Genomic DNA, 18272 nt, shown 5'->3' with positions numbered 1-18272 from the left:
AAAAGACGCGGGTTTTACGCTTACCTTCAGCGTTTGCCGCTGTCAGGCGAAAGTGTCGACGGCGCTGTTGCCGCTAACGCGAGCCTGAAGGGCGGCGGGAACGGCGATCGGCGTAATGTCGGTGTCACTGTCCTGGGTGAGGGAGAAGCGGCCATGTTGTCCATCGCGGCGCGCCTCCTGCTGCTGCTGGAATTGCTGACCCTGCGCGGAACTGTCACTGCTCACCTGACTCTCGCCCAGGTTGATACCGCTCTCTGCCAGCGCGCTGCGCAGCTGCGGTATCGCGGCTTCCAGTGCTGCTCTGACGTGGCTATGGCTGGAAACCAGATTAATTTGTGCCTGGTCGTTATCCAGTTTCAGGCTGATCTGGATAGCGCCAAGGTCTTCCGGATGTAAACGCAATTCCGCGTTCTGCTGGCCGTTGCGACTGAACATCACAATCTGCTGACTCAGCGCCTGCTGCCACTCGTCGCTGCCCAGCTGTGAGTTCAGCATCGGCGTTGACGGTGTGCTGGTGGTCGCGGAGGCGGTCACCGGCGCGGGCAGGCTGCTGGCGGTGGCGATTGGCGTAGCGTTGACCGCGTTATCGCTGGCGCTGGCTTTAATCGCAGCCTGATCATCCTGCTTAACCATGTTGCTCAGCGCCTGCTGGAAACTGCTGTCGAGCGTCAGGCCGCTACTGGTCGCACTCTGCGCCGTGTTGTTACTCTGGCTGGCGGCAGTGGTGACGGCAGGTTTGCTCTGTACGTCGCTTCTGGCGTCAGACTTTTCATCTTCGCCCGGTGCGTGGCTCTGCTGCGCGCTGTTCAGCAGTTGCATCAGCGAGCTCTGGCTTTTCCGACCGGTATCGGTCTGGGCGATCATCTCGCCCGCTTCACTGCTGACCGGGGTCGACGTGGTGGCTGTAACAGCCGCTACACCCGGTAACATGGCGAACAGCGCCTGCATATTCTGCATATCGCTGGCGCTTAAGGGTGCAACGTCCGGCTTGTCTTTATCATCGGCTGATTTTGACCCACCTTTAATATTTTCCGGCTTAAACAGAGCGGTCAGCGCAGCAGGATTTTCCAGTGCTGCCATCAGGGCATTCAGCGGGGCTTTCGGGCGGGCGTCATCGGCAATTTCTGCTTTGACGTCAGCGGATTGCGCCGCTTTTCCCTGCTGTTTAGCCAGGCCGAGTAACTGGTTTCCCAGTGCGGTCAGAAAGTCCTGCGGCAGGGCATCGGCACCCGCAGCAAGGTCAGTTGAGACTGAGGGTTCTGCGTCGGTTTTTACCGTCGCTTTCATAGCAATGTTTGGCAGCGTAATCATTCACCTCTCCTCGATGCGGCCCGTTGGGCAAATTCGTCCATCCGTTTCTGATCGAGACGGTTTTCCTGTCGTAATGCATTTTCCGCTGCGCGCGTAATCAGCGTCTGATAGGCGTTCAGCCGTTGCTGTTTGTCACGCCAGTTGATCAGCGCCTGTTCCAGCCGCTGATTCCAGTTATTAAGCTGGTTGCGGTGCTGCTCAATCGCTTTTTCCAGCGTCTGAATAAACTGGTGATAGTTGGTCCAGCGGGTGCTGGCGATGCCCGACGACATGTCATCGTTGAGCTTGTTGCGATATTCGTCCTGATAGTCGAGCAGCATCGTCAGCTGCTCGTTCGCGGCATGCTGGCCGCGACGCATATCGCCTAAATAGATGGCAGCGCGTTCGAGATCCTGCTCCGCTAAGTCGCGCAGCGTATCGATGGCATTTGCAGTTTTCATTGCCGTTACCTCGCGTTAATTCGTGTGACTAGCCAAACAGCGCATGCAGATGCAGGCTGGCGTCGTCGTAATCACTGCGCTCAAAGATGCCCTGTTGCAGGAAGGCTTCCATCTGCGGATAGAGCGTGATCGCTTTATCAAGCATCGGATCACTGCCCGCGGCATAAGCACCGACGCTGACCAGATCGCGGTTACGCTGGAAGCTGGAGAGCAACTGCTTAAACTGGCGCACTCGCGCATAGTGGTTCTCATCGATCAGCGAGGTCATCGCACGGCTGATCGAGGCTTCTATATCAATGGCCGGATAGTGACCCGCTTCGCCCAGCCGACGCGACAGCACAATGTGGCCGTCGAGAATGGCGCGCGCGGAGTCGGCGATCGGGTCCTGCTGATCGTCGCCTTCGGTCAGGACGGTATAGAAGGCGGTGATCGAGCCGCCGCCGTCGATGCCGTTACCGGCACGCTCAACCAGGGCAGGCAGTTTGGCGAATACGGAAGGCGGATAGCCTTTGGTGGCCGGCGGCTCACCAATCGCCAGCGCGATCTCACGCTGCGCCATAGCGTAGCGGGTCAGGGAATCCATAATCAGCAACACATGCTGGCCGCGGTCGCGAAAATCTTCTGCGATACGCGTGGCGTAAGCGGCACCCTGCATACGCAGCAGCGGCGAAACATCGGCCGGGGCGGCGATCACTACCGAACGGGCGCGGCCTTCAGCGCCGAGAATGTTCTCGATAAAATCTTTTACTTCGCGGCCACGTTCGCCAATCAGACCGACCACGATAACGTCCGCTTTGGTGTAACGCGCCATCATGCCAAGCAGCACGCTTTTACCCACACCCGAACCGGCGAACAGGCCCATACGCTGCCCGCGACCGACCGTCAGCAGGGCGTTGATCGCCCGCACGCCGGTATCCAGCACGTCGGTGATCGGCGTACGCTGCAGCGGGTTAAACGGCGGGGTGTTCAGCGGCGCGCGATAGCCGGTATCCGGAGACGGCAGGCCGTCCAGCGGTCGCCCGCTGCCATCGAGTACGCGGCCCAGCAGTTCCGGCCCCAGCATCATCTGTTTGCCTGCCTGCGGGTTCTCTCCGTTCTGGCGCGCATAGACCCGCGCACCCGGTAAAATGCCGTCTACTTCTTCCAGTGGCATCATCAGCAGCTTCTGACCGTTGAATCCCACCACTTCGCTTTCAATTTCACTGATGGTTTTGCCATCGTTGCGTTCGATTACGCAGGTCGCACCCAGCGGCAGCTGTAAGCCGGTCGCTTCCAGCACCAGGCCGGTGGCGCGAGTCAGGCGGCCATAACGGCGCACCGGCTGCACCTGGGCGATGCGTTTCTCAAAGGCATCGAGCGAGCCGAGCCAGCGATTCAGACGAGTGGTCATTACAATTCTCCCGGTGCGGCAAGACGGCAGAGTTCCTGCCAGCGCGTCGCGACGCTGGCATCCAGGTCACCATCTTCTGCGCTGAGTTTACAGCCGCCAGGATGCAGGGTGCTGTCAGCGATCAGCCGCCAGCCGTGCAGATCCAGCGTCGGACCCAGGGTCTGCTCAATGCGTTGTAAGTCATCCGGGTGAACGCGCAGTTGCGGTTTGCCGCTGAACATCGGTTCCTGCTGCAGTAAACCCTGAATCTGGCGCAGCAGGGCGGTGCCATCCACCGTGGTCGCCTGACCAATCACCGAACGTGCCGCTTCCAGCGCCAGCTGCATCAGACGCGCCGCAATCACGCTGTCCAGCGATTCCAGCGTGTTCTGGAACTCGGTTACCAGCTGCTGCATACGCGCCTGAAGTGGCGCCTGCTGCTGCTGGGCATCGGCCAGACCCTGCTGAAAACCAGCGTCGTAACCGGCTTTCTGGCCTTCGGTCACACCCTGCTGATAGCCTTCGTTGTAACCCTGACCCTGTGCCTCTTTACGCATCTGCTGCTGCAGGCGTTCGAGCTGCTGTTGCTGCTCATCAACGCCATCTTCAGCTTCGTAAATTTCTGGCTGCAGCTCCGGTTCAGCAGGCTCATCGAAACGGCCTAAATCCGTGGGCTGCCACAGCTGCCAGGGGCGCGCAGAAAATGCATCAGACATAAGTTTCCTCGCCACCACCAATCACCATCTCGCCTGACTCGGCCAGGCGGCGTACCACCAGCAGGATCGCTTTCTGTTCGTTTTCTACTGCGGACATACGCACCGGGCCACGGTTGGCCAGATCGTCGCGCAGGATATCCGCCGCACGGGCTGACATGTTTTTGAGGAACTTCTCGCGCAGTGGCTGTTCGGCACCTTTCAGTGCAACCAGCAACTGCTCGGACTCCACTTCCTGCAACAGACGCTGGATGCTGCGGTCGTCCACTGCCACCAGGTTTTCGAACAGGAACATCTCGTCGATAATTTTCTGCGCCAGTTCGCCATCGAAGTCGCGTACGGCTTCGATAACCGCCTCTTCCTGCTGCGTTTTCATCAGGTTGATGATCTCGGCTGCGGTTCTCACGCCGCCCATCTTCGCACGCTTGAGGTTGGTGCCATCCAGCAGGCCGTTCAGTACTTCTGTCAGTTCGGCCAGCGCGGCTGGCTGGACACCACCGAAAGTGGCGATACGCAGCATCACGTCGTGACGCAGACGTTCGTCGAACAGCGCCACAATATCGGCGGCCTGGGCACGCTTGAGGTGGACCAGGATGGTGGCGATGATCTGTGGATGCTCGTCGCGAATAAGGTCGGCAGCAGCCTGCGGCTCCATAAAGTTGAGCGTTTCCATGCCGCTGGTGGTGTCGCGCGTTTCGAGAATGTCCTCCAGCAGGCTGGAGGCGCGCTCTTCGCCCAGTGCCCGGGTCAGCACCGAACGCAGGTATTCGTTGGAGTTCAGGCTCAGCGCCGCGAACTGCTCAGCATCCGCTTCGAACTCACGCAACACTTCAGTCAGCTGTTTATGCGACACCTGACGCATGTTGGCCATCGCGCCGCTCAGGTGCTGGACCTCACGCTGGTTCAGGTGTTTGAAAACTTCCGCGGCGCGCTCTTCGCCAATGGTCATCATCAGGATGGCGCTTTTTTCGGTTCCGGTCAGACTCATAGCTCTTTACTCATCCATTCGCGAATTACCAGCGCTACAACGCGCGGATCGTTTTCTGACATGTCGCGGATGCGTTGACTCATCACTTCTGCGCTCATGCGGTTGTTAGACTTACGTTCCTGATCCAGCTCATCTTTGCTGAGCTGCACATTAAAGGCTTCTTCTTCCGGCTGCTCAGTCGCACGGGCAGCAACGGCTTCCGCGGCGGCTTTCTCTGCGGCCTGCTTGCGAACCAGATGCGGACGAACCAGTTTGCGGTAGAGGATGAAGGCTACCAGAGCAATCAACAGCCACTTACCGGCATTCATCAGCTGATCAAAGAACGACTGCTGTTGCCAGAAGGGCAGATCGGTGGTCACTGGTTCAGTAGTGTTGAACTGCGAGTTCACCACGTTGATGCTGTCGCCACGGTTCTGGGAGTAGCCCATCGCTTCGCGGGTCAGATCTTCAATCTGCTTCAGCTGCTGTTCGTTCAGCGCAACCGCTTTGCCTTTATCATCTGCACGGAAGTTCACCACGACCGCCACCGACAGGCGCTGTACGTCACCAACGTTGACCTTGGTATGACGAATGGTGCGATCCAGCTCGTAGTTCACCGTGTCGTCACGACGCGAGTTGGTCGGTCCGGCACTGGCCGCTGCGGTGCTGGTGGTCTGGTTAGCGTTATTCGCCGCGTTGTTCTGACCGTTAGCATTCTGACCATTGGCGTTCTGGCCATTGGCGGCATTGTTGTTCGGCGTCGTCACCGGCGCAGTGTTAGCTGGCGCAGGCTGGTTAGAGAGCGCGCCCGGCACGCCGCCCGGATAAGGGCTGCCTGACTGGTCGCTGGTGCTGGTCTGACGCGAACGAATCGCTGAGTTCGACGGGTTAGCGTTAGGCTGATATTTCTCGTCGGTTTGCTCGGCGGTGTCGAAGTTAATCTGCGCGGTAACCTGCGCATGCACATTGCCCTGACCGAGAATCGGATTCAGGATCGCTTCGATACGTTGCTGGTAGCGTGCTTCAACTTCAGAGGCATACTTAAGCTGTGCATCATTCAGGTCGCGACCGGCGGAATCAGAGCGGGTCAGCAGGCGACCGGTCTGATCGACCACGGTGACGTTGCCCGGCGGTAAACCGGCGACGCTGCTTGAGACCATGTGGGCGATGGCCTGAATCTGGCCTTCATCCAGCGCACGGCCAGGCTGCAGGGTTAAGGTGACAGAGGCGGATGGCGCTTTCTGCTCACGCACAAATAAGGTGGGTTTTGGCATCGCCAGATGAACACGGGCGCTTTTAACCGGGCCGAGTGATTCGATGGTACGAGCCAGTTCACCTTCCAGCGCGCGCTGGTAGTTAACCTGCTCGCTGAACTGGCTGATACCGAACTTCTCTTTATCCAGCAGCTCAAAACCCACCGAGCCGCCTTTCGGCAGACCCTGCTGAGCCAGACGCAGACGCAGCTCATGCACGTTCGCTTCCGGCACCATCAGCGCGCCGCCATTTTCGGCGAAGCGATAAGGGATGTTCATCTGCGTCAGCTGCGTGACGATGGCACCGCCATCTTCATCTGTAAGGTTGTTATAAAGGACGCTATAGCTGGGCTGCTTCGCCCAGAGCACCATCGCGATCACTATCGCCACAACGGCGGCGGCAGCGACGATTAAAGGAATACGCGGATTTGCGCGCAGGCGAGCGAGCAGGTCACCGAAGCCTTTCTTTTCTTGTTCTGTTGTGGCGGCTGTACTCGCATTCATGACCGATTCCTGCCTGACGTAATTGACCGGGTAAGTTGAGATGGCAAAACAGACTCCCTGACCTGCGTAGATAAAATTTCCACTTCAATGCCAGGCATTATTAGGTGATAAGGAAAATTCGATGGCTGGATAAGGTAGGGTTTTTGATGTCATTTAGCGGCTTTGTCTCATTGACAACGTGCTAACTTTTGCTCACATCAAAAATATCATCCTCCTTTATAAGGTATCGTTCATGTCCATTCAGGCAATAGACGGCGTACTGCAGCAGCTTCAGGCGACCTCACTGCAGGCCAGCAACCGCAGCAGTGAAGCCCCTAATCAGATCGATTTCGGTGCGACTATGAAAGCGGCGCTGGATAAGATCAGCGAGACGCAGACCACCGCCCGCACCCAGGCGCAGGATTTTGAGATGGGGAAACCCGGTATCGCGCTTAATGATGTGATGGTCGATCTGCAGAAATCGTCGATCTCAATGCAGATGGGTATTCAGGTCAGGAACAAGCTGGTGTCGGCGTATAGCGAAATTATGAATATGCAGGTTTAGTGAGCTGATTCCGCTGAACAAGGCACGCCTGCGTGGAAGTGGATTAGGGTAGTGGGTTGCCAGCATCAAGGCCGATCCCTTTGCTGAGTCTATGACCCTGTACTGGCGATAATACAGGTGTCATTGACTATACTGCTCTTTATTACGAGCCGTGCAGCAGGGAACTCACTCTTCGGTGCAGACGACCCGACCCCTCATCACCTATCAGCAGGACGCCAGCCCAATGCTAAAAAAACTTATCCTTATCGCATCGTTAATCAGCTTATCTCTTCCAGCCTTTGCTACCACGCAGTGCGGGCCGTTCTATCTTAAACCTGACAAGAGCGGCTGGTTCTCGGTGAATGGAGAACGCGCAAAAACGCAGAAAGTCACCTTTGCGAAAGAGAAGGGCGATTACGACAACGCGACCGTCAAACTGCTGGTGAAAAACAGCAAAGCGCCGGGGATGGTGGATATGGAGCTGACGAACCGTGAGGGCAAAGGGCTATTAAGAGCTGAAATCGTCCGCACCAGCCAGAGTCAGATCCGCATACGAGGTGCCTATGATTGCGAACCGGCTAAATAGGCTGACCTTCGACTGCCCACTCCTGAACATGGCATAGCCCTGAAGCGGGCGTGATAAAAGCCTTTGAGTAGAAGAGTGCGAAAGATTGTCAGGCAAGCGCTTGCGTTCTGGCTGGCCTGACAACTTATGTCATCTCCTGATCATCCATCCGGCATCCTGCATCACGCACATGGCGACGATGCCTCTAACTCAATGTTTTGCACCGCGCGATCATCCCTGAAACTGCTGTGCTGATATCTGATGCTTTTGGAGCATAGTAAAATGTCGCACTGGTCTGATGAGGGCTGAACTTGGCAATTTCAACCCAGGCCACGGTTTCATCATCCTGCTCAAGATTATATCGCTTCGTGCCATCCGGCAGAGGTTCATCCTGCTCCAGATAGAGTCTTTGATCCTGTGCCGCTACGCTAAGGCAGGATTCAACCTGAAAAGGATGACCGTCGAAATAAGCGGTTTTTGTTGTTGGATGTAATCCAACCCGTCCCATATCTACGCATCCGCCCATCAGACTTATGCTCAGGGCAATAATGATCTTCTTCATTAACTAAACCATCATAGTTATTTTGTTGACCAATAATATCCGGATATTGATCGTATCGCTCATTTTAATCAAAAATCTGCGCTTAATATTGCTGGCGTTACGGACTATATGTAACATTCTGCGCAACGCATTATGATGTAAGCAACGGACAGGAACTCAGTAGCCCGCATCAGGTGACTCATGCTGTCTGCTGGTGTTAACCGTTGTCAGGTGAATGTCAGGTAAATATCACTCTGAATGGTTGCTCATCATATCGTTAGTCTGCTTTGAGGTGGATGCCCGAAAATCATTGCCTGCAGCCTTTGTTAGCCAGTTTATTATAAACATGGATAGTTTTACGCAGTACATTACACACACATCAGGTTCACTAAAAAACGACCCAGTAAAAGGCGTTATACCTCTGTTGTGTTACGCATGTTGAGGTGTCCTGATGAAAATCCTTACTACTTAAGTGCCTCTGAATATTATGATTTATGACTGTTTTTTGTACTACGATGAAGATATCTTGCTTGAGATGCGTCTGAACACGCTTGAGCATGTTGTTGATCGGTTTGTCATTGTGGAATCGCGCTATACCTTTACCGGAAAACGCCGGGAAAAGCTTCATTTTGATATTGAGAAGTTCGATCGTTTCCGCGATAAAATTATTTATATTGTTAACGATATTGCGCCCAGATTTTATCAGGAAGCCTTTAAATCGAATAGTTCTGTGGTTAATGCGGGTGAGACAGATCCCTGGGAAAATGAAGCCACTGCACGTAATCAGATTATGCAGGGGCTGGCCGGCGCGCAGGATGATGATATTGTTATTGTGTCAGACGTCGATGAAATTCCCCGACCCGAGGCGATAAAAGCATTCAGTCATCAGCATCTTTGCACGACGCTGCATCAGCAATATTTCAATTTTAAATTTAATGTCCGGGTTTTAAATGACGACGGCACACCGCGCTGTGCCACCCTGGCGAAAATGGTGACCTGTAAAACGCTGCGAGACTTTTTTATGGGGCAACCGGAATTGCTTCGCAATGTTAAGCGTCGTGGAACACCGATACGCGAGAACTGGTTGCGCTGGAAGTGGCTAAATTTCCGGACGAAAACCATTAAGAACGCAGGGTGGCATTTTTCCTGGGTAATGAGCGATGAGCGCATCAGTGAAAAAATGTCTTCGATTTCTCATACCGAACGTAACTGTCCCGAATTTAATAATCCGGATCACATACGGCGCTGCGTTGAGAACAATATTGATATCTGGAATCGTCCGCGAAGGATGGAGATAGTGCCGGTAACATCCGAACATTTTCCAGCTGGCTGGTTGAAAATCAGTACCAGCTTGCCGATCTCATTAAATCTTAACGCTGACCAGCGCGCCCAGCGGGCGCGCCTCTCGCACATCAGCTTGCCTTGTAAGGATCTTTTTTGTCATCCTGGCTGTCATCATTTTTGCGCGGCACTTCGCCATGATCTTTCGGCGCATCAGTGGCAGGATGATCATCTTCCTCGTAAGCATTACCAGCGTTTGGCGCGGCTTCCGGCAGGCTTTTGCTGACATCACCTTCTTTCTTACGTTCTTCATTCGTATTGTGCTTAAACATAACTCTCTCCTTTTATTCCAGTCTCTTAAGTTTAGACCAGCACTGACATCCCGCATGCGCAGCGGATTAATGAAGAAAAAAAAGCCCGCCAGCGGCGGGCTAATCGGAGTTTCTCTCATACTGAACACGTCATTTTTCGATGTTTGGGTGTGTACAGCAGGTTCATGCTAACCGGGAATCCCTGATGCAGTAATGGACAAACCTGTCATGTCGCTTGCGGCAGGTCACATTCCCGTGGATAAAAAGATCGATAAATAAATTCGATTGAACGGATTAGCAAAAGGCATATAGTGGCCTGCGTTACCAGGAGATAGAAATTATGTTAAGAGACTATTTAAAGATTGAAGCTGAAGATCAGTTAATCGAACAACGCTCGCTGAGCCTGAAAAATCGTGGTCAGGAAGAGGTCACCGAATGGATTATTGTAAATAGCCAGGGAGTTAAAAAAGGCGGCGTAACCCTGTTCGATAAACTCAGTACCCGCCGCTCATGGCCCGTCAATTATCGCATTATGCAGACCGATCTGCAGGGCAAAGTGGTAGTAGATCAACTGACCGATGCCCTGTAACTGTCCGGTTATAAACTCAGCCACTGTTGTACGATGAAAAGTGAACCCGCGCACGGCGGGTTTTTTTATGGCTGGCGGTAGCGTCGCAGTTCCACCAGCGTACCAATCAGCTTCAGGCTGTCCCGGCTGGATTGCAGCTCAGGGAAGTTGATATTGACCGGTGCCAGTTCAAACTGCATGACGCCATTATCACTGCCGCGCTGACGCCAGGTGCGTAGCAGCACGACCTGTTGCTGCAATGCCAGCACGCAGTCGCCGGGCTGAGGTGACTGCGTGGGATCGATGATCACCACATCATTCCGCAGAATCGCGGGCGTCATCGCCTGTTCTTCCACCCGGAAGGCAAAGCTCTGCTGTGAAAGCGCCATGTCGTTGTGCATCAGCAGTTCATGCCGGACGGAACCGGCCTCGCTCAGCCATCGCGGCACGTCGCGCTGTGCAAGCAGTGGGATCTGGTGCAGACCACTCCAGGCGCTTTCGCTGAAAACAGGACCATCCCCATCTATCAGAAAAGCCGGTGCGCAGCCCAGCGCTTCGGCGAGCCGCAGCAGGTTCTCACCGCGCGGCAGCGTCTCCTCTTTTTCCCATTGCGAAATCGCCACATGGGACACTTTTACCTGTTGCGCCAATTGCTTCTGCGTTAACTGCAGCGATTTACGTCGGAGTCGGATGCGGTCACCCAGCGTTTCGTTTTTCATAAGCTTGACTTTTTGGTTGAGAGTGACTTAAGTATACTTAAGCCTGGTATTTAAGCAATCTTAAATTTCATGCGGGGGACGTGGCTAAGCAGCACGCAGTAAGTTCCAGAGACCTTACCGTACAAAGGGGTGTGGCATGGAAAGTAGTCTGATTACCAGTATGGGTGCGTTAGTTCTGGGTGGGGGGGCAGCAGCACTGTTCTGGAAACCGTTATTGGCGGGAATTGCGTCAATCGTAACCAGTAATCGAGCCGGCGGCGAAATTATTACCAGCTACAAAGAGCAGGTGGTGTTGCTGAAAGAGAGCAACCTGCTGATACGGGAGGAGAACGATGAATTACGCGAACGGCACGACAGGAATCTGCGGCGTATCTCGACACTCGAAACCGATCTTCGGTTAATCAAGAATGCGGTAGGGATTTTACTGGCAATGACCGAAACCGATCAGAACGATAAATTTCGTAATGAGATTGATCGGCTTATCTCAACTCTGGAGGATCGCAGTGATGGCCACGATTAATAGCACTAAGGCACCTATGTCTTACCGGCGCAAAGTTATCCTCGGCTGCGTATTGCTGAGCTGTTCGATGATTTGCATCCTGATGACGATCATTTTTCTCTACGTCAGTAACACCGCAAACAAGCGTGTCGAGGAGATTCGGGCGGATTACCGCTTAATTGCGGCGCGGCGTGATGACAGAGTGGAGCTGCTGACCGATCAGGTTGCAGCAATACAGCATAAGCTGGATGCAATACCGGATCGCATAGCCGACAAAACGGTCATAAAAGTCAAAGAGGTCGTCACTGAGAGTGAGGTGCCAGCCGTGAAATCCGGTCATAAACCATAACTTCCGATTATTCTTAATGCGGCTTCGCTATTATCGACTAGTTTTAAATATCCGGGCAACATTTTGTACCTGAATGCAGGCCCGCTGATTGGCCGGTTGATGAACCGCTAAGCCTACTCACTTTGGATAGATGACCAGAAGGAAATTTAGCATGAGCGATTCAACAGAAACCAAGACCAAAACTGAATATCTGCGTGACGTGACTTCTCAGCTAAAAGAGATGCGTCACTATGCTCAGACCAACACCGAAACCCTTTCCAGCCAATGGTTAGCGTTTGATGCGGGTGAGTATAAAGACAAGACCAACGCCGACCGAATCGATGCGTTGCTGAATAAGCAGGGTAAACTGCTGGAAGATCTGGATGCCGCGATTCAGGACATCGAGATTGAAGTTAATCACAGCGAGCAGGAGAGCTAAGTCATCTCCCGCTAACTGATGTGGTGGCCGTTAAGGGATTAATCGGCCACCAGCCACATTTCCGCTTCGTCGAACATCTCTTCAACAATCCGCGCAACCGTCGCTTTATCGTTCTTACTCAAATCAGTATCAATCGCGTTACGTTCCATCGGCTTGACCTTAACTTCAATGTCAGGGAACACCCGATGCACCCGCTTTTCCAGCTCCTCACGAATCATCTCGCGAGCACCCGGTAAACCGGCAACGTTGCGCTTGTCGTAAATCAACTCAACAAACATGATGGCAATCCATTCAGGGCAAAATCGCTGACATATAATACTGTAAATAAAAACAGTAGCAAGGCAGCGCGCCTGATTTCGTGTAAATTTTTATCTCGCATAAACCTCAATCTTCGACTAGCAAAATGCGCACGCATCGCGACATAATGGCGGCTTACTTTTAGGAGGTCCGCGATGCGACAACTGGTAATTGATATTCTGCTAAAACTGGCAAAGATGGACGTCGATGCAAAAGAGTTGACGGCGCAGCTTGAAGCGCAGTCCCTGCTGGTTGCGGCGCTGCTGGTGCAGGCGAAACAGGACAACTCGCTGACTATTTCAGAAACGGTGCAGGATGCCATTGTTACCGCTTCGCAATCTTCGACCGAGTTTCTGCAGTCTGATGTGGATCTGCTGCTGACGCATATTAATCGTCTGCTGGCGGTAGCGAGTTATGTTGAAGTAAAGGGTAAAGCGACGGAAGGTGAAGGGTAGGGGCGGATAAAAAAATTCGCCTCTGGAGGTGGAATTGAGACAACACCTGCAGAGGCAGTGCATCAGCACTATTCGTTAAAGGACAATCACGACCTGAGTCGCACGCCGAAGTTATACACTTTCTCCCGGTTAGTACAATTTTATCTGCAGTGCCGGAACTGGTTGGAGGTGTTTGCAATATACAACTTCAGCGCGGCCCTGATTAAAGCTCGTTTTTGATGCAAAACTCTTCCCAGCTCATCCCCAGCGACTCAGCATGAGATTTGAGATAAGTCTCGATAGCTTCAGCCGCCACCGCTTTATCCGGCTCAGCGAGCTGAATAGAAAAGATCATTCCATCCAGATTCTTCTGCCGCAAAAAGGCCGCATAGATGCGTTCGGCATGCCATTCGCGCAGCTGTCGCAGTGATAGGTTAGCTGCACGGGCGTCGCTCTCCGTTAATTCATCAAGTGCAGACTGAAAGTCGGGATGCGCGGTAAAAAACATCTCGCGCGCCTGGGCATAGTAGGCTTCTGGCGTTTTCATATTCATATTCCTGAAAGTCTGTTGCAGCGCGTCAGTGTAGCGGGTTGTCTTCCGCTTGTCAGGCGTGACAAAGGCGGGGCTTTGCATCAGTTCAGCCTCTGAACTTCCGGTCAAAAACCTGACCGTGGAGCTCACTGCGGGATAAATTCTGGCGCAATCAGGGTCTGCGTGGTGTTTGAACACCCAGATACCTTGCGCAACGCGGTGGAAAAATTATAACGTAGCCGCCATTGATGGGATCTTAGGGATTAAACATGAAAAAGTGGATGCTGATTGCCGCGCTGGCACTGAGTGGCTGTGCACAAATCAACGATTATGAGAATGCGGTGCAAACACCGGCGCCCGCTGAACTGCAGGGAACCTGGCAAACCGTCGGCCCACAGAGCAGCCTGATCAGCGATAAGGCGATAGCCAGTGTGATCATCAATGCGGATGGCAGCACGCTGGACTGCCGTCAGTGGATGCGGGTGATTGCGAAGCCGGGCAAACTGACCCGGTTAAGCGGCGATTATGTCAATGTAACGCGTCAGGTGCGGGTGATGCCGCTGGTCGTGGAGAATGGCGAGCTGAGCTATGACAGGATGACCCTGCGTAAAGTGGCGCGTCCGACCGTTGAGTGTCAGCAGGCGCTGGAAGAGGTGGCGAAACAGCCGAAAGCCGCCGTGATTCAGAACATCGAACCGCAACTGCTGCGCACACCGATTACAGAAAACAACGCGAAGTCATAACAGCCGGACCATAACAAAACCGCCCCGACGGGCAGAGCGCACTTCACGCTTCTGCCTGCCGGGGCGGGTTTAGTTTTGAGTCATTTCTTCGGCAACGACCTTATTCTGCAACCACCCAGACGCTGACACTGCCACCGTTACAGACAAAGACCGCCGTGCCGTGCTCGTCGGCAGTAATGGTCTCTTCCCGATTCCCCAGATGATCGCGCCAGACCTTACCGGCAAAACCTTCACCCATCGGCACGCTTTTCTCACCGGCATCGCCGTTCGACATGATCACCACACAGCCTGGCTGTGTTTCGGTGCCGCTGCGGCTGAAGGCCACGCAGTTTGGGTGATCAAAATAGTCGGTCTGCACACCCCAGCCATACTGCTGGCGCGCCCGGATCAATCCTTCCAGTTCAGGGATTACCGGCATCTCAATTTTGTGCTTCTCGCCGTCGCCGCCTTCATCTTCATAGGTCGCCCCAAACAGGTCGGGATAGAAGATGGTGGGCACACCCTGTTCACGTAACAGGATCAGCGCATAGGCCAGTGGTTTAAACCAGGCTTCTACCGGCGCTTCCAGCGACTGCAGCGGCTGGGTGTCGTGGTTAGCCACGATCGTCACGGCATGCCACGGATCAGCAACCACCAGCGAGTTAGCAAAAATCTGGCTCATGTCGTAGGCGCTGCCCGCGGTTGAGGCCTGGTGGAAGTTCATGTGCAGTGGCGCATCAAACAGCATGGTTTTGCCTTCTACCTGATGCACATACTCCTGCAGCTTCTCCGTTTCAAACGACCAGTATTCCGCGACGATAAACATCGGCTCCTCAGCAACCTCCTGAATATGGTCAATCCACTCTTTGTAGAACCAGGCCGGGATATGTTTTACCGCATCCAGACGAAAGCCGGTGCAGGGCACCTGTTCCATCACCCAGCGCGCCCAGTATTTGAGCTCTTCCCTGACCGCGTTGTTGCGGAAATCGATGTTGGCGCCCATCAGATAGTCGAAATTACCCAGCTCGTTATCAACCTGGTCGTTCCAGCCTTCGGCGGTGTAGTCATTGATGATTTTGAATACGCCGTTTTCGTCCGGATTTTCGATGTGGTCTACGCCGCTAAAGCATTTGTGGTCCCAGACAAATTTCGAAAATTCCCCGGCGCGTGCCGGAAACGTAAATTTCGTCCAGGCCTCGCACCCGACCACTTCGTCGTAGATTTCATCGCGGTTATCGGGATTGACGCGGTTAACGCTGATCGCCTCTTTTTCGTCGGCGCCCATTTTGTGGTTCAGCACCACATCCAGCAGCACCCCAACGTTGTGACTACGCAGGGCTTCTGTTGCCGCCAGTAACTGCTGTTTGTCGCCATATTTGGTGGCAACGCTGCCTTTCTGATCAAATTCACCCAGGTCAAACAGATCGTAGCTGTCGTAACCGACAGAATAGCCTCCCGAATCCCCTTTGTAGCACGGTGGCAACCACGCCATGGTGATACCTATTTCGCTGAGCCAGGCCGCACGATCGGCGACTTCCGGCCACAGTTTGCTGCCATCCGGGTAATACCAATGGAAAAACTGTAATAACGTTGGGTTTTGCATGTACCGCACTCCAGGGGATGATGAAAATCAAGTATGGAGTAAGCGGCAAAAAAGAGACGCCGCGCAGAAAAATAAATCTGGCGGCGTGACAGAGCAGGGGATCAGGAGAGGGTTTCGTGCGGCACCATAACAACGCCGCCTTGATTGCTATAAGCGGACATCACCGATTTCTGGCGACTATTCTGACCCACCAGTGAGGCCAGCTCATCCATCCGCGCCTGCAGCAGACGTTTCACTTCACATTCGTTATCGAGAATACGGCGCAGCACCGGACGTAACTGCTCCTGAGTCTGTGCCGACGGCGACACGGCTTCTGTCGATTGGGCTAAGTTCTGCACCGCACTGACATACTCCATCTCCCTGCTGATCAATTCATCCCATTCGCCTTGTGCTGCATGACGCAGCATTCCCTGGCTGAGATCGAGTAACTGTTGGTAAACGGTAATCAGATGCGGTGCAGTAGTCATTAAACGGCGTCCTGAATCAGGTTAGGTTGAACCACTTCTTTCCACGCGTCAGCAATGTTGCGCAGCAGGCCTTCGACCTCCTCGACTGCTGCAACATCATTGTTCAGGTTGGCATGCAACAGGCGACGCGTCATGTAGTTGTAAAGATCCAGCAGATTGTCTGCCAGCTCATCACCACGGTTTTCAGTCAGGCCCTCTTTCAGGCCGGCTTCGATAATATTGATCGCTTTGGAGATCGAGTTGCCTTTGCCTGCAATATTGCCATCCTGCATAAACAGACGAGCGCGGATTAACGCGCTCAGTGCACCGTCGAACAGCATCACAACCAGCTGCTGCTGGCTGGCGCTCATCACGGCGCTTTCTACGCCAATTTTTGCATAGGCTTTGGTGCCTGTAGCGCTGTACATGGTCACTCCTGTTATTTTTTAGACGAATCGGACGTGTCGAACTGCTGCGTCAGATAGGTGCTGGTCGAGTTGAGTTTACTGATGGCCATATCCAGCTGAGTAAATTGCGTTTTATAGCGTGCGATATCCGCATCAATGCGATCGCTGGTGGTGTTATAGAGGGTGGTTAACCTATTCAGTGTTTTACTCACGCCATCGGTGGCGGACTGAATAATCCCTTTAGTAGCCAGCCAGTCAGTCAGCTTGCTGTCGATTTTAGCGGCGATACCGGTTTTACCGTCACCTACGATCATCGCTTTCACACCTGCAGCATCTTTATCCAGTGCGCTGTTCAGCTTGGTCGAATCCAGTTTTAATGAACCGGTGGTGGGATCGGTGGTGACACCAATCTGACTCAGTGATTTAAAGGTAGATGTGCTCTGCGAATTAGTGAGCATGCTTTTCAGCTGCGTCTCAATCGTCCGTAACGTACTGTCACCCAGCAGGGCACCATTACTGGAGTCCTGTGCATCGCTGTTGGTATCGACTTTGGTGAATTTGGTCAGGGTATTGAACTGATCCAGCAACGTATTGTAGGCATCCACCCAGGCACTGATGGCGCTGGAGGATTTTGAGGTGTCTTTGGTAATCGTCAGCGTCTGATCGCCAACCGTCTGCGCGGTCAGATTTAAGGTAATCCCTTCCAGCGCATCGCTAATCTGATTGCTGCTGTTTTCAATCGCAACATTGTTGACCGTCAGTTTGGCATTCTGCGCAGCGACGCTCTGGGTCATCACGTTGCTGCTGGCGCTGGCGTCAAAGCCCACAATCCCCTGTAGCGTGCTGTCACCAGTGACGGCGATGGTTGCCACCGCATTGTCGCTGCCGGTTTTATTGGCGCTCATTGAGAGGCGGAAGCTGCCGTCTGATACCTTAATGATGCTGGCGGTGACGCCGGCATTGGCGCCGTTGATGGCGTCACGCATGCCGGTCAGCGAGGTCTGATCGCTGGAGAGCGTGATGCTTTTGCTGGTGCCATCTTTTAAGGTAATCGCGATGCTGCGGCTGGCCACGGAGCTGTCGCCCAGCGCGGCGGTGTTGCTACTCTGTACTCCTGAGGTCAGTACCTGCGCCTGTGCCAGCTGCGTGACGTTAATGGCATATTTACCGGCCACGGTGCTGCCAGAAGTGGTCGCGCTGAACGCTGTGGAGCTACTGGCCGCAGTCGTAGCGGTAAACAGGTCAGCACTGTTCAGCTTGGTATTAGCAGCCTGGAAAGTTGTCAGTGAACTTTTCAGGGTGGCGTAAGCACTGAGCTTGGCCGTATAAGCTGTCTGCTGAGTAGAAATAGGTTTGAGTGAAGCTTTTTCAGCGGTGGTCAAACTGTCAAGCATGGTACTGAGTGGCAGGCCGGAACCCACACCGAGGTTGCTTATACTAGCCATATTAATTCCTTTATAAGGTCGACAGAAAATTGATACCTGGGTTATCGGCCTTGAA

Annotated in this window: 23 protein-coding genes and 1 pseudogene; 9 read left to right on the top strand and 15 right to left on the bottom strand. The window is 53.8% G+C overall.

Translation table 11 applies throughout. The features are described 5' to 3' along the window. Positions 1–42: 42 nt before the first annotated feature. The 6 genes from PAG01S_RS04965 to fliF are packed head-to-tail and all read right to left on the bottom strand — an operon-like array spanning position 43 to position 6557. Complete coding sequence (locus tag PAG01S_RS04965) at positions 43–1311, bottom strand: flagellar hook-length control protein FliK (RefSeq protein WP_033758169.1); 1269 nt, start codon at positions 1309–1311, stop codon at positions 43–45. Further along, entirely contained in the window at positions 1308–1751 is a 444-nt protein-coding gene (gene fliJ, locus PAG01S_RS04960; RefSeq protein ID WP_003854478.1) for a flagellar export protein FliJ, read from the bottom strand. The genes PAG01S_RS04965 and fliJ overlap by 4 nt, the downstream gene beginning before the upstream one ends. Before the next feature lie 28 nt (positions 1752–1779). Continuing rightward, a complete protein-coding gene (gene fliI, locus PAG01S_RS04955) occupies positions 1780–3141 on the bottom strand; it encodes a flagellar protein export ATPase FliI (protein WP_010247655.1) in 1362 nt (453 codons plus the stop codon). Continuing rightward, entirely contained in the window at positions 3141–3836 is a 696-nt protein-coding gene (fliH, locus tag PAG01S_RS04950) for a flagellar assembly protein FliH (protein WP_010247652.1), read from the bottom strand. The genes fliI and fliH overlap by 1 nt, the downstream gene beginning before the upstream one ends. After that, a complete protein-coding gene (fliG, locus tag PAG01S_RS04945; protein ID WP_010670853.1) occupies positions 3829–4821 on the bottom strand; it encodes a flagellar motor switch protein FliG in 993 nt (330 codons plus the stop codon). Before fliG ends, fliH begins: the two co-directional genes overlap by 8 nt. Further along, complete coding sequence (fliF, locus tag PAG01S_RS04940; protein WP_010247649.1) at positions 4818–6557, bottom strand: flagellar basal-body MS-ring/collar protein FliF; 1740 nt, start codon at positions 6555–6557, stop codon at positions 4818–4820. The genes fliG and fliF overlap by 4 nt, the downstream gene beginning before the upstream one ends. A gap of 232 nt (positions 6558–6789) precedes the next feature. On the opposite strand from fliF, the gene fliE reads away from it, so the two are divergent. Both fliE and PAG01S_RS04930 read left to right on the top strand, forming a co-directional pair. Continuing rightward, positions 6790–7101: a flagellar hook-basal body complex protein FliE gene (fliE, locus tag PAG01S_RS04935; RefSeq protein WP_003854485.1), complete on the top strand. Its 312-nt coding sequence runs from the start codon at positions 6790–6792 to the stop codon at positions 7099–7101. Positions 7102–7324: 223 nt separating this feature from the next. After that, entirely contained in the window at positions 7325–7666 is a 342-nt protein-coding gene (locus PAG01S_RS04930; RefSeq protein ID WP_062757864.1) for an STY1065/STY2022 family phage-derived protein, read from the top strand. A 184-nt stretch (positions 7667–7850) separates the two neighbouring features. Here the strand turns inward: PAG01S_RS04930 and PAG01S_RS04925 are convergent, their stop codons facing one another. Then, on the bottom strand, positions 7851–8207 hold the full coding sequence (locus tag PAG01S_RS04925) for a hypothetical protein (protein WP_062757862.1): 357 nt from the start codon (positions 8205–8207) through the stop codon (positions 7851–7853). A gap of 466 nt (positions 8208–8673) precedes the next feature. Here PAG01S_RS04925 and PAG01S_RS22565 point away from each other — a divergent pair. Further along, positions 8674–9066 (top strand): annotated as a pseudogene (locus PAG01S_RS22565) (glycosyltransferase family 17 protein); the annotation flags it as partial. 532 nt (positions 9067–9598) lie between these two features. Here PAG01S_RS22565 and PAG01S_RS04915 read toward each other — a convergent pair. Then, on the bottom strand, positions 9599–9799 hold the full coding sequence (locus tag PAG01S_RS04915) for a hypothetical protein (RefSeq protein WP_010247636.1): 201 nt from the start codon (positions 9797–9799) through the stop codon (positions 9599–9601). 319 nt (positions 9800–10118) lie between these two features. On the opposite strand from PAG01S_RS04915, the gene PAG01S_RS04910 reads away from it, so the two are divergent. Next, positions 10119–10367 (top strand): hypothetical protein, encoded by a 249-nt coding sequence (locus PAG01S_RS04910; protein ID WP_010247633.1) that lies wholly within the window; start codon positions 10119–10121, stop codon positions 10365–10367. 65 nt (positions 10368–10432) lie between these two features. Here the strand turns inward: PAG01S_RS04910 and PAG01S_RS04905 are convergent, their stop codons facing one another. Further along, positions 10433–11065 carry a helix-turn-helix domain-containing protein gene (locus PAG01S_RS04905; protein ID WP_010670839.1) on the bottom strand — a complete coding sequence of 211 codons (633 nt, stop codon included), beginning with the start codon at positions 11063–11065 and terminating at the stop codon, positions 10433–10435. Between the two features lie 136 nt (positions 11066–11201). Between PAG01S_RS04905 and PAG01S_RS04900 the strand changes: the two genes are divergently transcribed. From PAG01S_RS04900 to PAG01S_RS04890, 3 genes are all read left to right on the top strand, one after another. Further along, positions 11202–11585, top strand: coding sequence for a hypothetical protein (locus PAG01S_RS04900; RefSeq protein ID WP_010247627.1), 384 nt, complete (start codon positions 11202–11204; stop codon positions 11583–11585). Next, positions 11572–11913, top strand: a complete 342-nt coding sequence (locus tag PAG01S_RS04895; RefSeq protein ID WP_010670838.1) for a hypothetical protein — start codon at positions 11572–11574, stop codon at positions 11911–11913. The genes PAG01S_RS04900 and PAG01S_RS04895 overlap by 14 nt, the downstream gene beginning before the upstream one ends. Positions 11914–12064: 151 nt before the next feature. Further along, positions 12065–12331 (top strand): hypothetical protein, encoded by a 267-nt coding sequence (locus PAG01S_RS04890; RefSeq protein WP_010670837.1) that lies wholly within the window; start codon positions 12065–12067, stop codon positions 12329–12331. Between the two features lie 38 nt (positions 12332–12369). On the opposite strand, the gene PAG01S_RS04885 is transcribed toward PAG01S_RS04890, so the two are convergent. Next, on the bottom strand, positions 12370–12609 hold the full coding sequence (locus PAG01S_RS04885; protein ID WP_003854508.1) for a DinI-like family protein: 240 nt from the start codon (positions 12607–12609) through the stop codon (positions 12370–12372). Positions 12610–12783: 174 nt separating this feature from the next. Between PAG01S_RS04885 and iraP the strand changes: the two genes are divergently transcribed. After that, a complete protein-coding gene (gene iraP / locus PAG01S_RS04880) occupies positions 12784–13083 on the top strand; it encodes an anti-adapter protein IraP (RefSeq protein ID WP_010247621.1) in 300 nt (99 codons plus the stop codon). Between the two features lie 202 nt (positions 13084–13285). Here the strand turns inward: iraP and PAG01S_RS04875 are convergent, their stop codons facing one another. Next, positions 13286–13609 carry a DUF6388 family protein gene (locus PAG01S_RS04875; protein WP_008926858.1) on the bottom strand — a complete coding sequence of 108 codons (324 nt, stop codon included), beginning with the start codon at positions 13607–13609 and terminating at the stop codon, positions 13286–13288. Positions 13610–13863: 254 nt separating this feature from the next. Between PAG01S_RS04875 and yedD the strand changes: the two genes are divergently transcribed. Further along, positions 13864–14337: a lipoprotein YedD gene (gene yedD / locus PAG01S_RS04870; protein WP_031593420.1), complete on the top strand. Its 474-nt coding sequence runs from the start codon at positions 13864–13866 to the stop codon at positions 14335–14337. A gap of 100 nt (positions 14338–14437) precedes the next feature. Here yedD and amyA read toward each other — a convergent pair whose 3' ends face one another. The 4 genes from amyA to fliD all read right to left on the bottom strand — a co-directional run bounded on the left by amyA (position 14438) and on the right by fliD (position 18217). Beyond that, positions 14438–15919 carry an alpha-amylase gene (gene amyA, locus PAG01S_RS04865; RefSeq protein WP_010247614.1) on the bottom strand — a complete coding sequence of 494 codons (1482 nt, stop codon included), beginning with the start codon at positions 15917–15919 and terminating at the stop codon, positions 14438–14440. A 101-nt stretch (positions 15920–16020) separates the two neighbouring features. After that, positions 16021–16386 (bottom strand): flagella biosynthesis regulatory protein FliT, encoded by a 366-nt coding sequence (gene fliT, locus PAG01S_RS04860; protein ID WP_010247612.1) that lies wholly within the window; start codon positions 16384–16386, stop codon positions 16021–16023. Next, positions 16386–16793 carry a flagellar export chaperone FliS gene (gene fliS / locus PAG01S_RS04855; protein ID WP_010247609.1) on the bottom strand — a complete coding sequence of 136 codons (408 nt, stop codon included), beginning with the start codon at positions 16791–16793 and terminating at the stop codon, positions 16386–16388. The genes fliT and fliS overlap by 1 nt, the downstream gene beginning before the upstream one ends. 11 nt (positions 16794–16804) lie before the next feature. Further along, a complete protein-coding gene (fliD, locus tag PAG01S_RS04850; RefSeq protein WP_062757860.1) occupies positions 16805–18217 on the bottom strand; it encodes a flagellar filament capping protein FliD in 1413 nt (470 codons plus the stop codon). Between the last annotated feature and the right edge of the window lie 55 nt (positions 18218–18272).

The organism is Pantoea agglomerans NBRC 102470, assembly GCF_001598475.1.
GTDB lineage: Bacteria > Pseudomonadota > Gammaproteobacteria > Enterobacterales > Enterobacteriaceae > Pantoea > Pantoea agglomerans.
This window is presented reverse-complemented; position numbering and strand designations above follow the sequence as displayed.

Bases quoted from the DNA above. Each gene is read 5' to 3' on its own strand.
- PAG01S_RS04965 (WP_033758169.1), bottom strand. From the start codon at position 1,311: ATGATTACGCTGCCAAACATTGCTATGAAAGCGACGGTAAAAACCGAC.
- fliJ (WP_003854478.1), bottom strand. From the start codon at position 1,751: ATGAAAACTGCAAATGCCATCGATACGCTGCGCGACTTAGCGGAGCAG.
- fliI (WP_010247655.1), bottom strand. From the start codon at position 3,141: ATGACCACTCGTCTGAATCGCTGGCTCGGCTCGCTCGATGCCTTTGAG.
- fliH (WP_010247652.1), bottom strand. From the start codon at position 3,836: ATGTCTGATGCATTTTCTGCGCGCCCCTGGCAGCTGTGGCAGCCCACG.
- fliG (WP_010670853.1), bottom strand. From the start codon at position 4,821: ATGAGTCTGACCGGAACCGAAAAAAGCGCCATCCTGATGATGACCATT.
- fliF (WP_010247649.1), bottom strand. From the start codon at position 6,557: ATGAATGCGAGTACAGCCGCCACAACAGAACAAGAAAAGAAAGGCTTC.
- fliE (WP_003854485.1), top strand. From the start codon at position 6,790: ATGTCCATTCAGGCAATAGACGGCGTACTGCAGCAGCTTCAGGCGACC.
- PAG01S_RS04930 (WP_062757864.1), top strand. From the start codon at position 7,325: ATGCTAAAAAAACTTATCCTTATCGCATCGTTAATCAGCTTATCTCTT.
- PAG01S_RS04925 (WP_062757862.1), bottom strand. From the start codon at position 8,207: ATGAAGAAGATCATTATTGCCCTGAGCATAAGTCTGATGGGCGGATGC.
- PAG01S_RS04915 (WP_010247636.1), bottom strand. From the start codon at position 9,799: ATGTTTAAGCACAATACGAATGAAGAACGTAAGAAAGAAGGTGATGTC.
- PAG01S_RS04910 (WP_010247633.1), top strand. From the start codon at position 10,119: ATGTTAAGAGACTATTTAAAGATTGAAGCTGAAGATCAGTTAATCGAA.
- PAG01S_RS04905 (WP_010670839.1), bottom strand. From the start codon at position 11,065: ATGAAAAACGAAACGCTGGGTGACCGCATCCGACTCCGACGTAAATCG.
- PAG01S_RS04900 (WP_010247627.1), top strand. From the start codon at position 11,202: ATGGAAAGTAGTCTGATTACCAGTATGGGTGCGTTAGTTCTGGGTGGG.
- PAG01S_RS04895 (WP_010670838.1), top strand. From the start codon at position 11,572: ATGGCCACGATTAATAGCACTAAGGCACCTATGTCTTACCGGCGCAAA.
- PAG01S_RS04890 (WP_010670837.1), top strand. From the start codon at position 12,065: ATGAGCGATTCAACAGAAACCAAGACCAAAACTGAATATCTGCGTGAC.
- PAG01S_RS04885 (WP_003854508.1), bottom strand. From the start codon at position 12,609: ATGTTTGTTGAGTTGATTTACGACAAGCGCAACGTTGCCGGTTTACCG.
- iraP (WP_010247621.1), top strand. From the start codon at position 12,784: ATGCGACAACTGGTAATTGATATTCTGCTAAAACTGGCAAAGATGGAC.
- PAG01S_RS04875 (WP_008926858.1), bottom strand. From the start codon at position 13,609: ATGAAAACGCCAGAAGCCTACTATGCCCAGGCGCGCGAGATGTTTTTT.
- yedD (WP_031593420.1), top strand. From the start codon at position 13,864: ATGAAAAAGTGGATGCTGATTGCCGCGCTGGCACTGAGTGGCTGTGCA.
- amyA (WP_010247614.1), bottom strand. From the start codon at position 15,919: ATGCAAAACCCAACGTTATTACAGTTTTTCCATTGGTATTACCCGGAT.
- fliT (WP_010247612.1), bottom strand. From the start codon at position 16,386: ATGACTACTGCACCGCATCTGATTACCGTTTACCAACAGTTACTCGAT.
- fliS (WP_010247609.1), bottom strand. From the start codon at position 16,793: ATGTACAGCGCTACAGGCACCAAAGCCTATGCAAAAATTGGCGTAGAA.
- fliD (WP_062757860.1), bottom strand. From the start codon at position 18,217: ATGGCTAGTATAAGCAACCTCGGTGTGGGTTCCGGCCTGCCACTCAGT.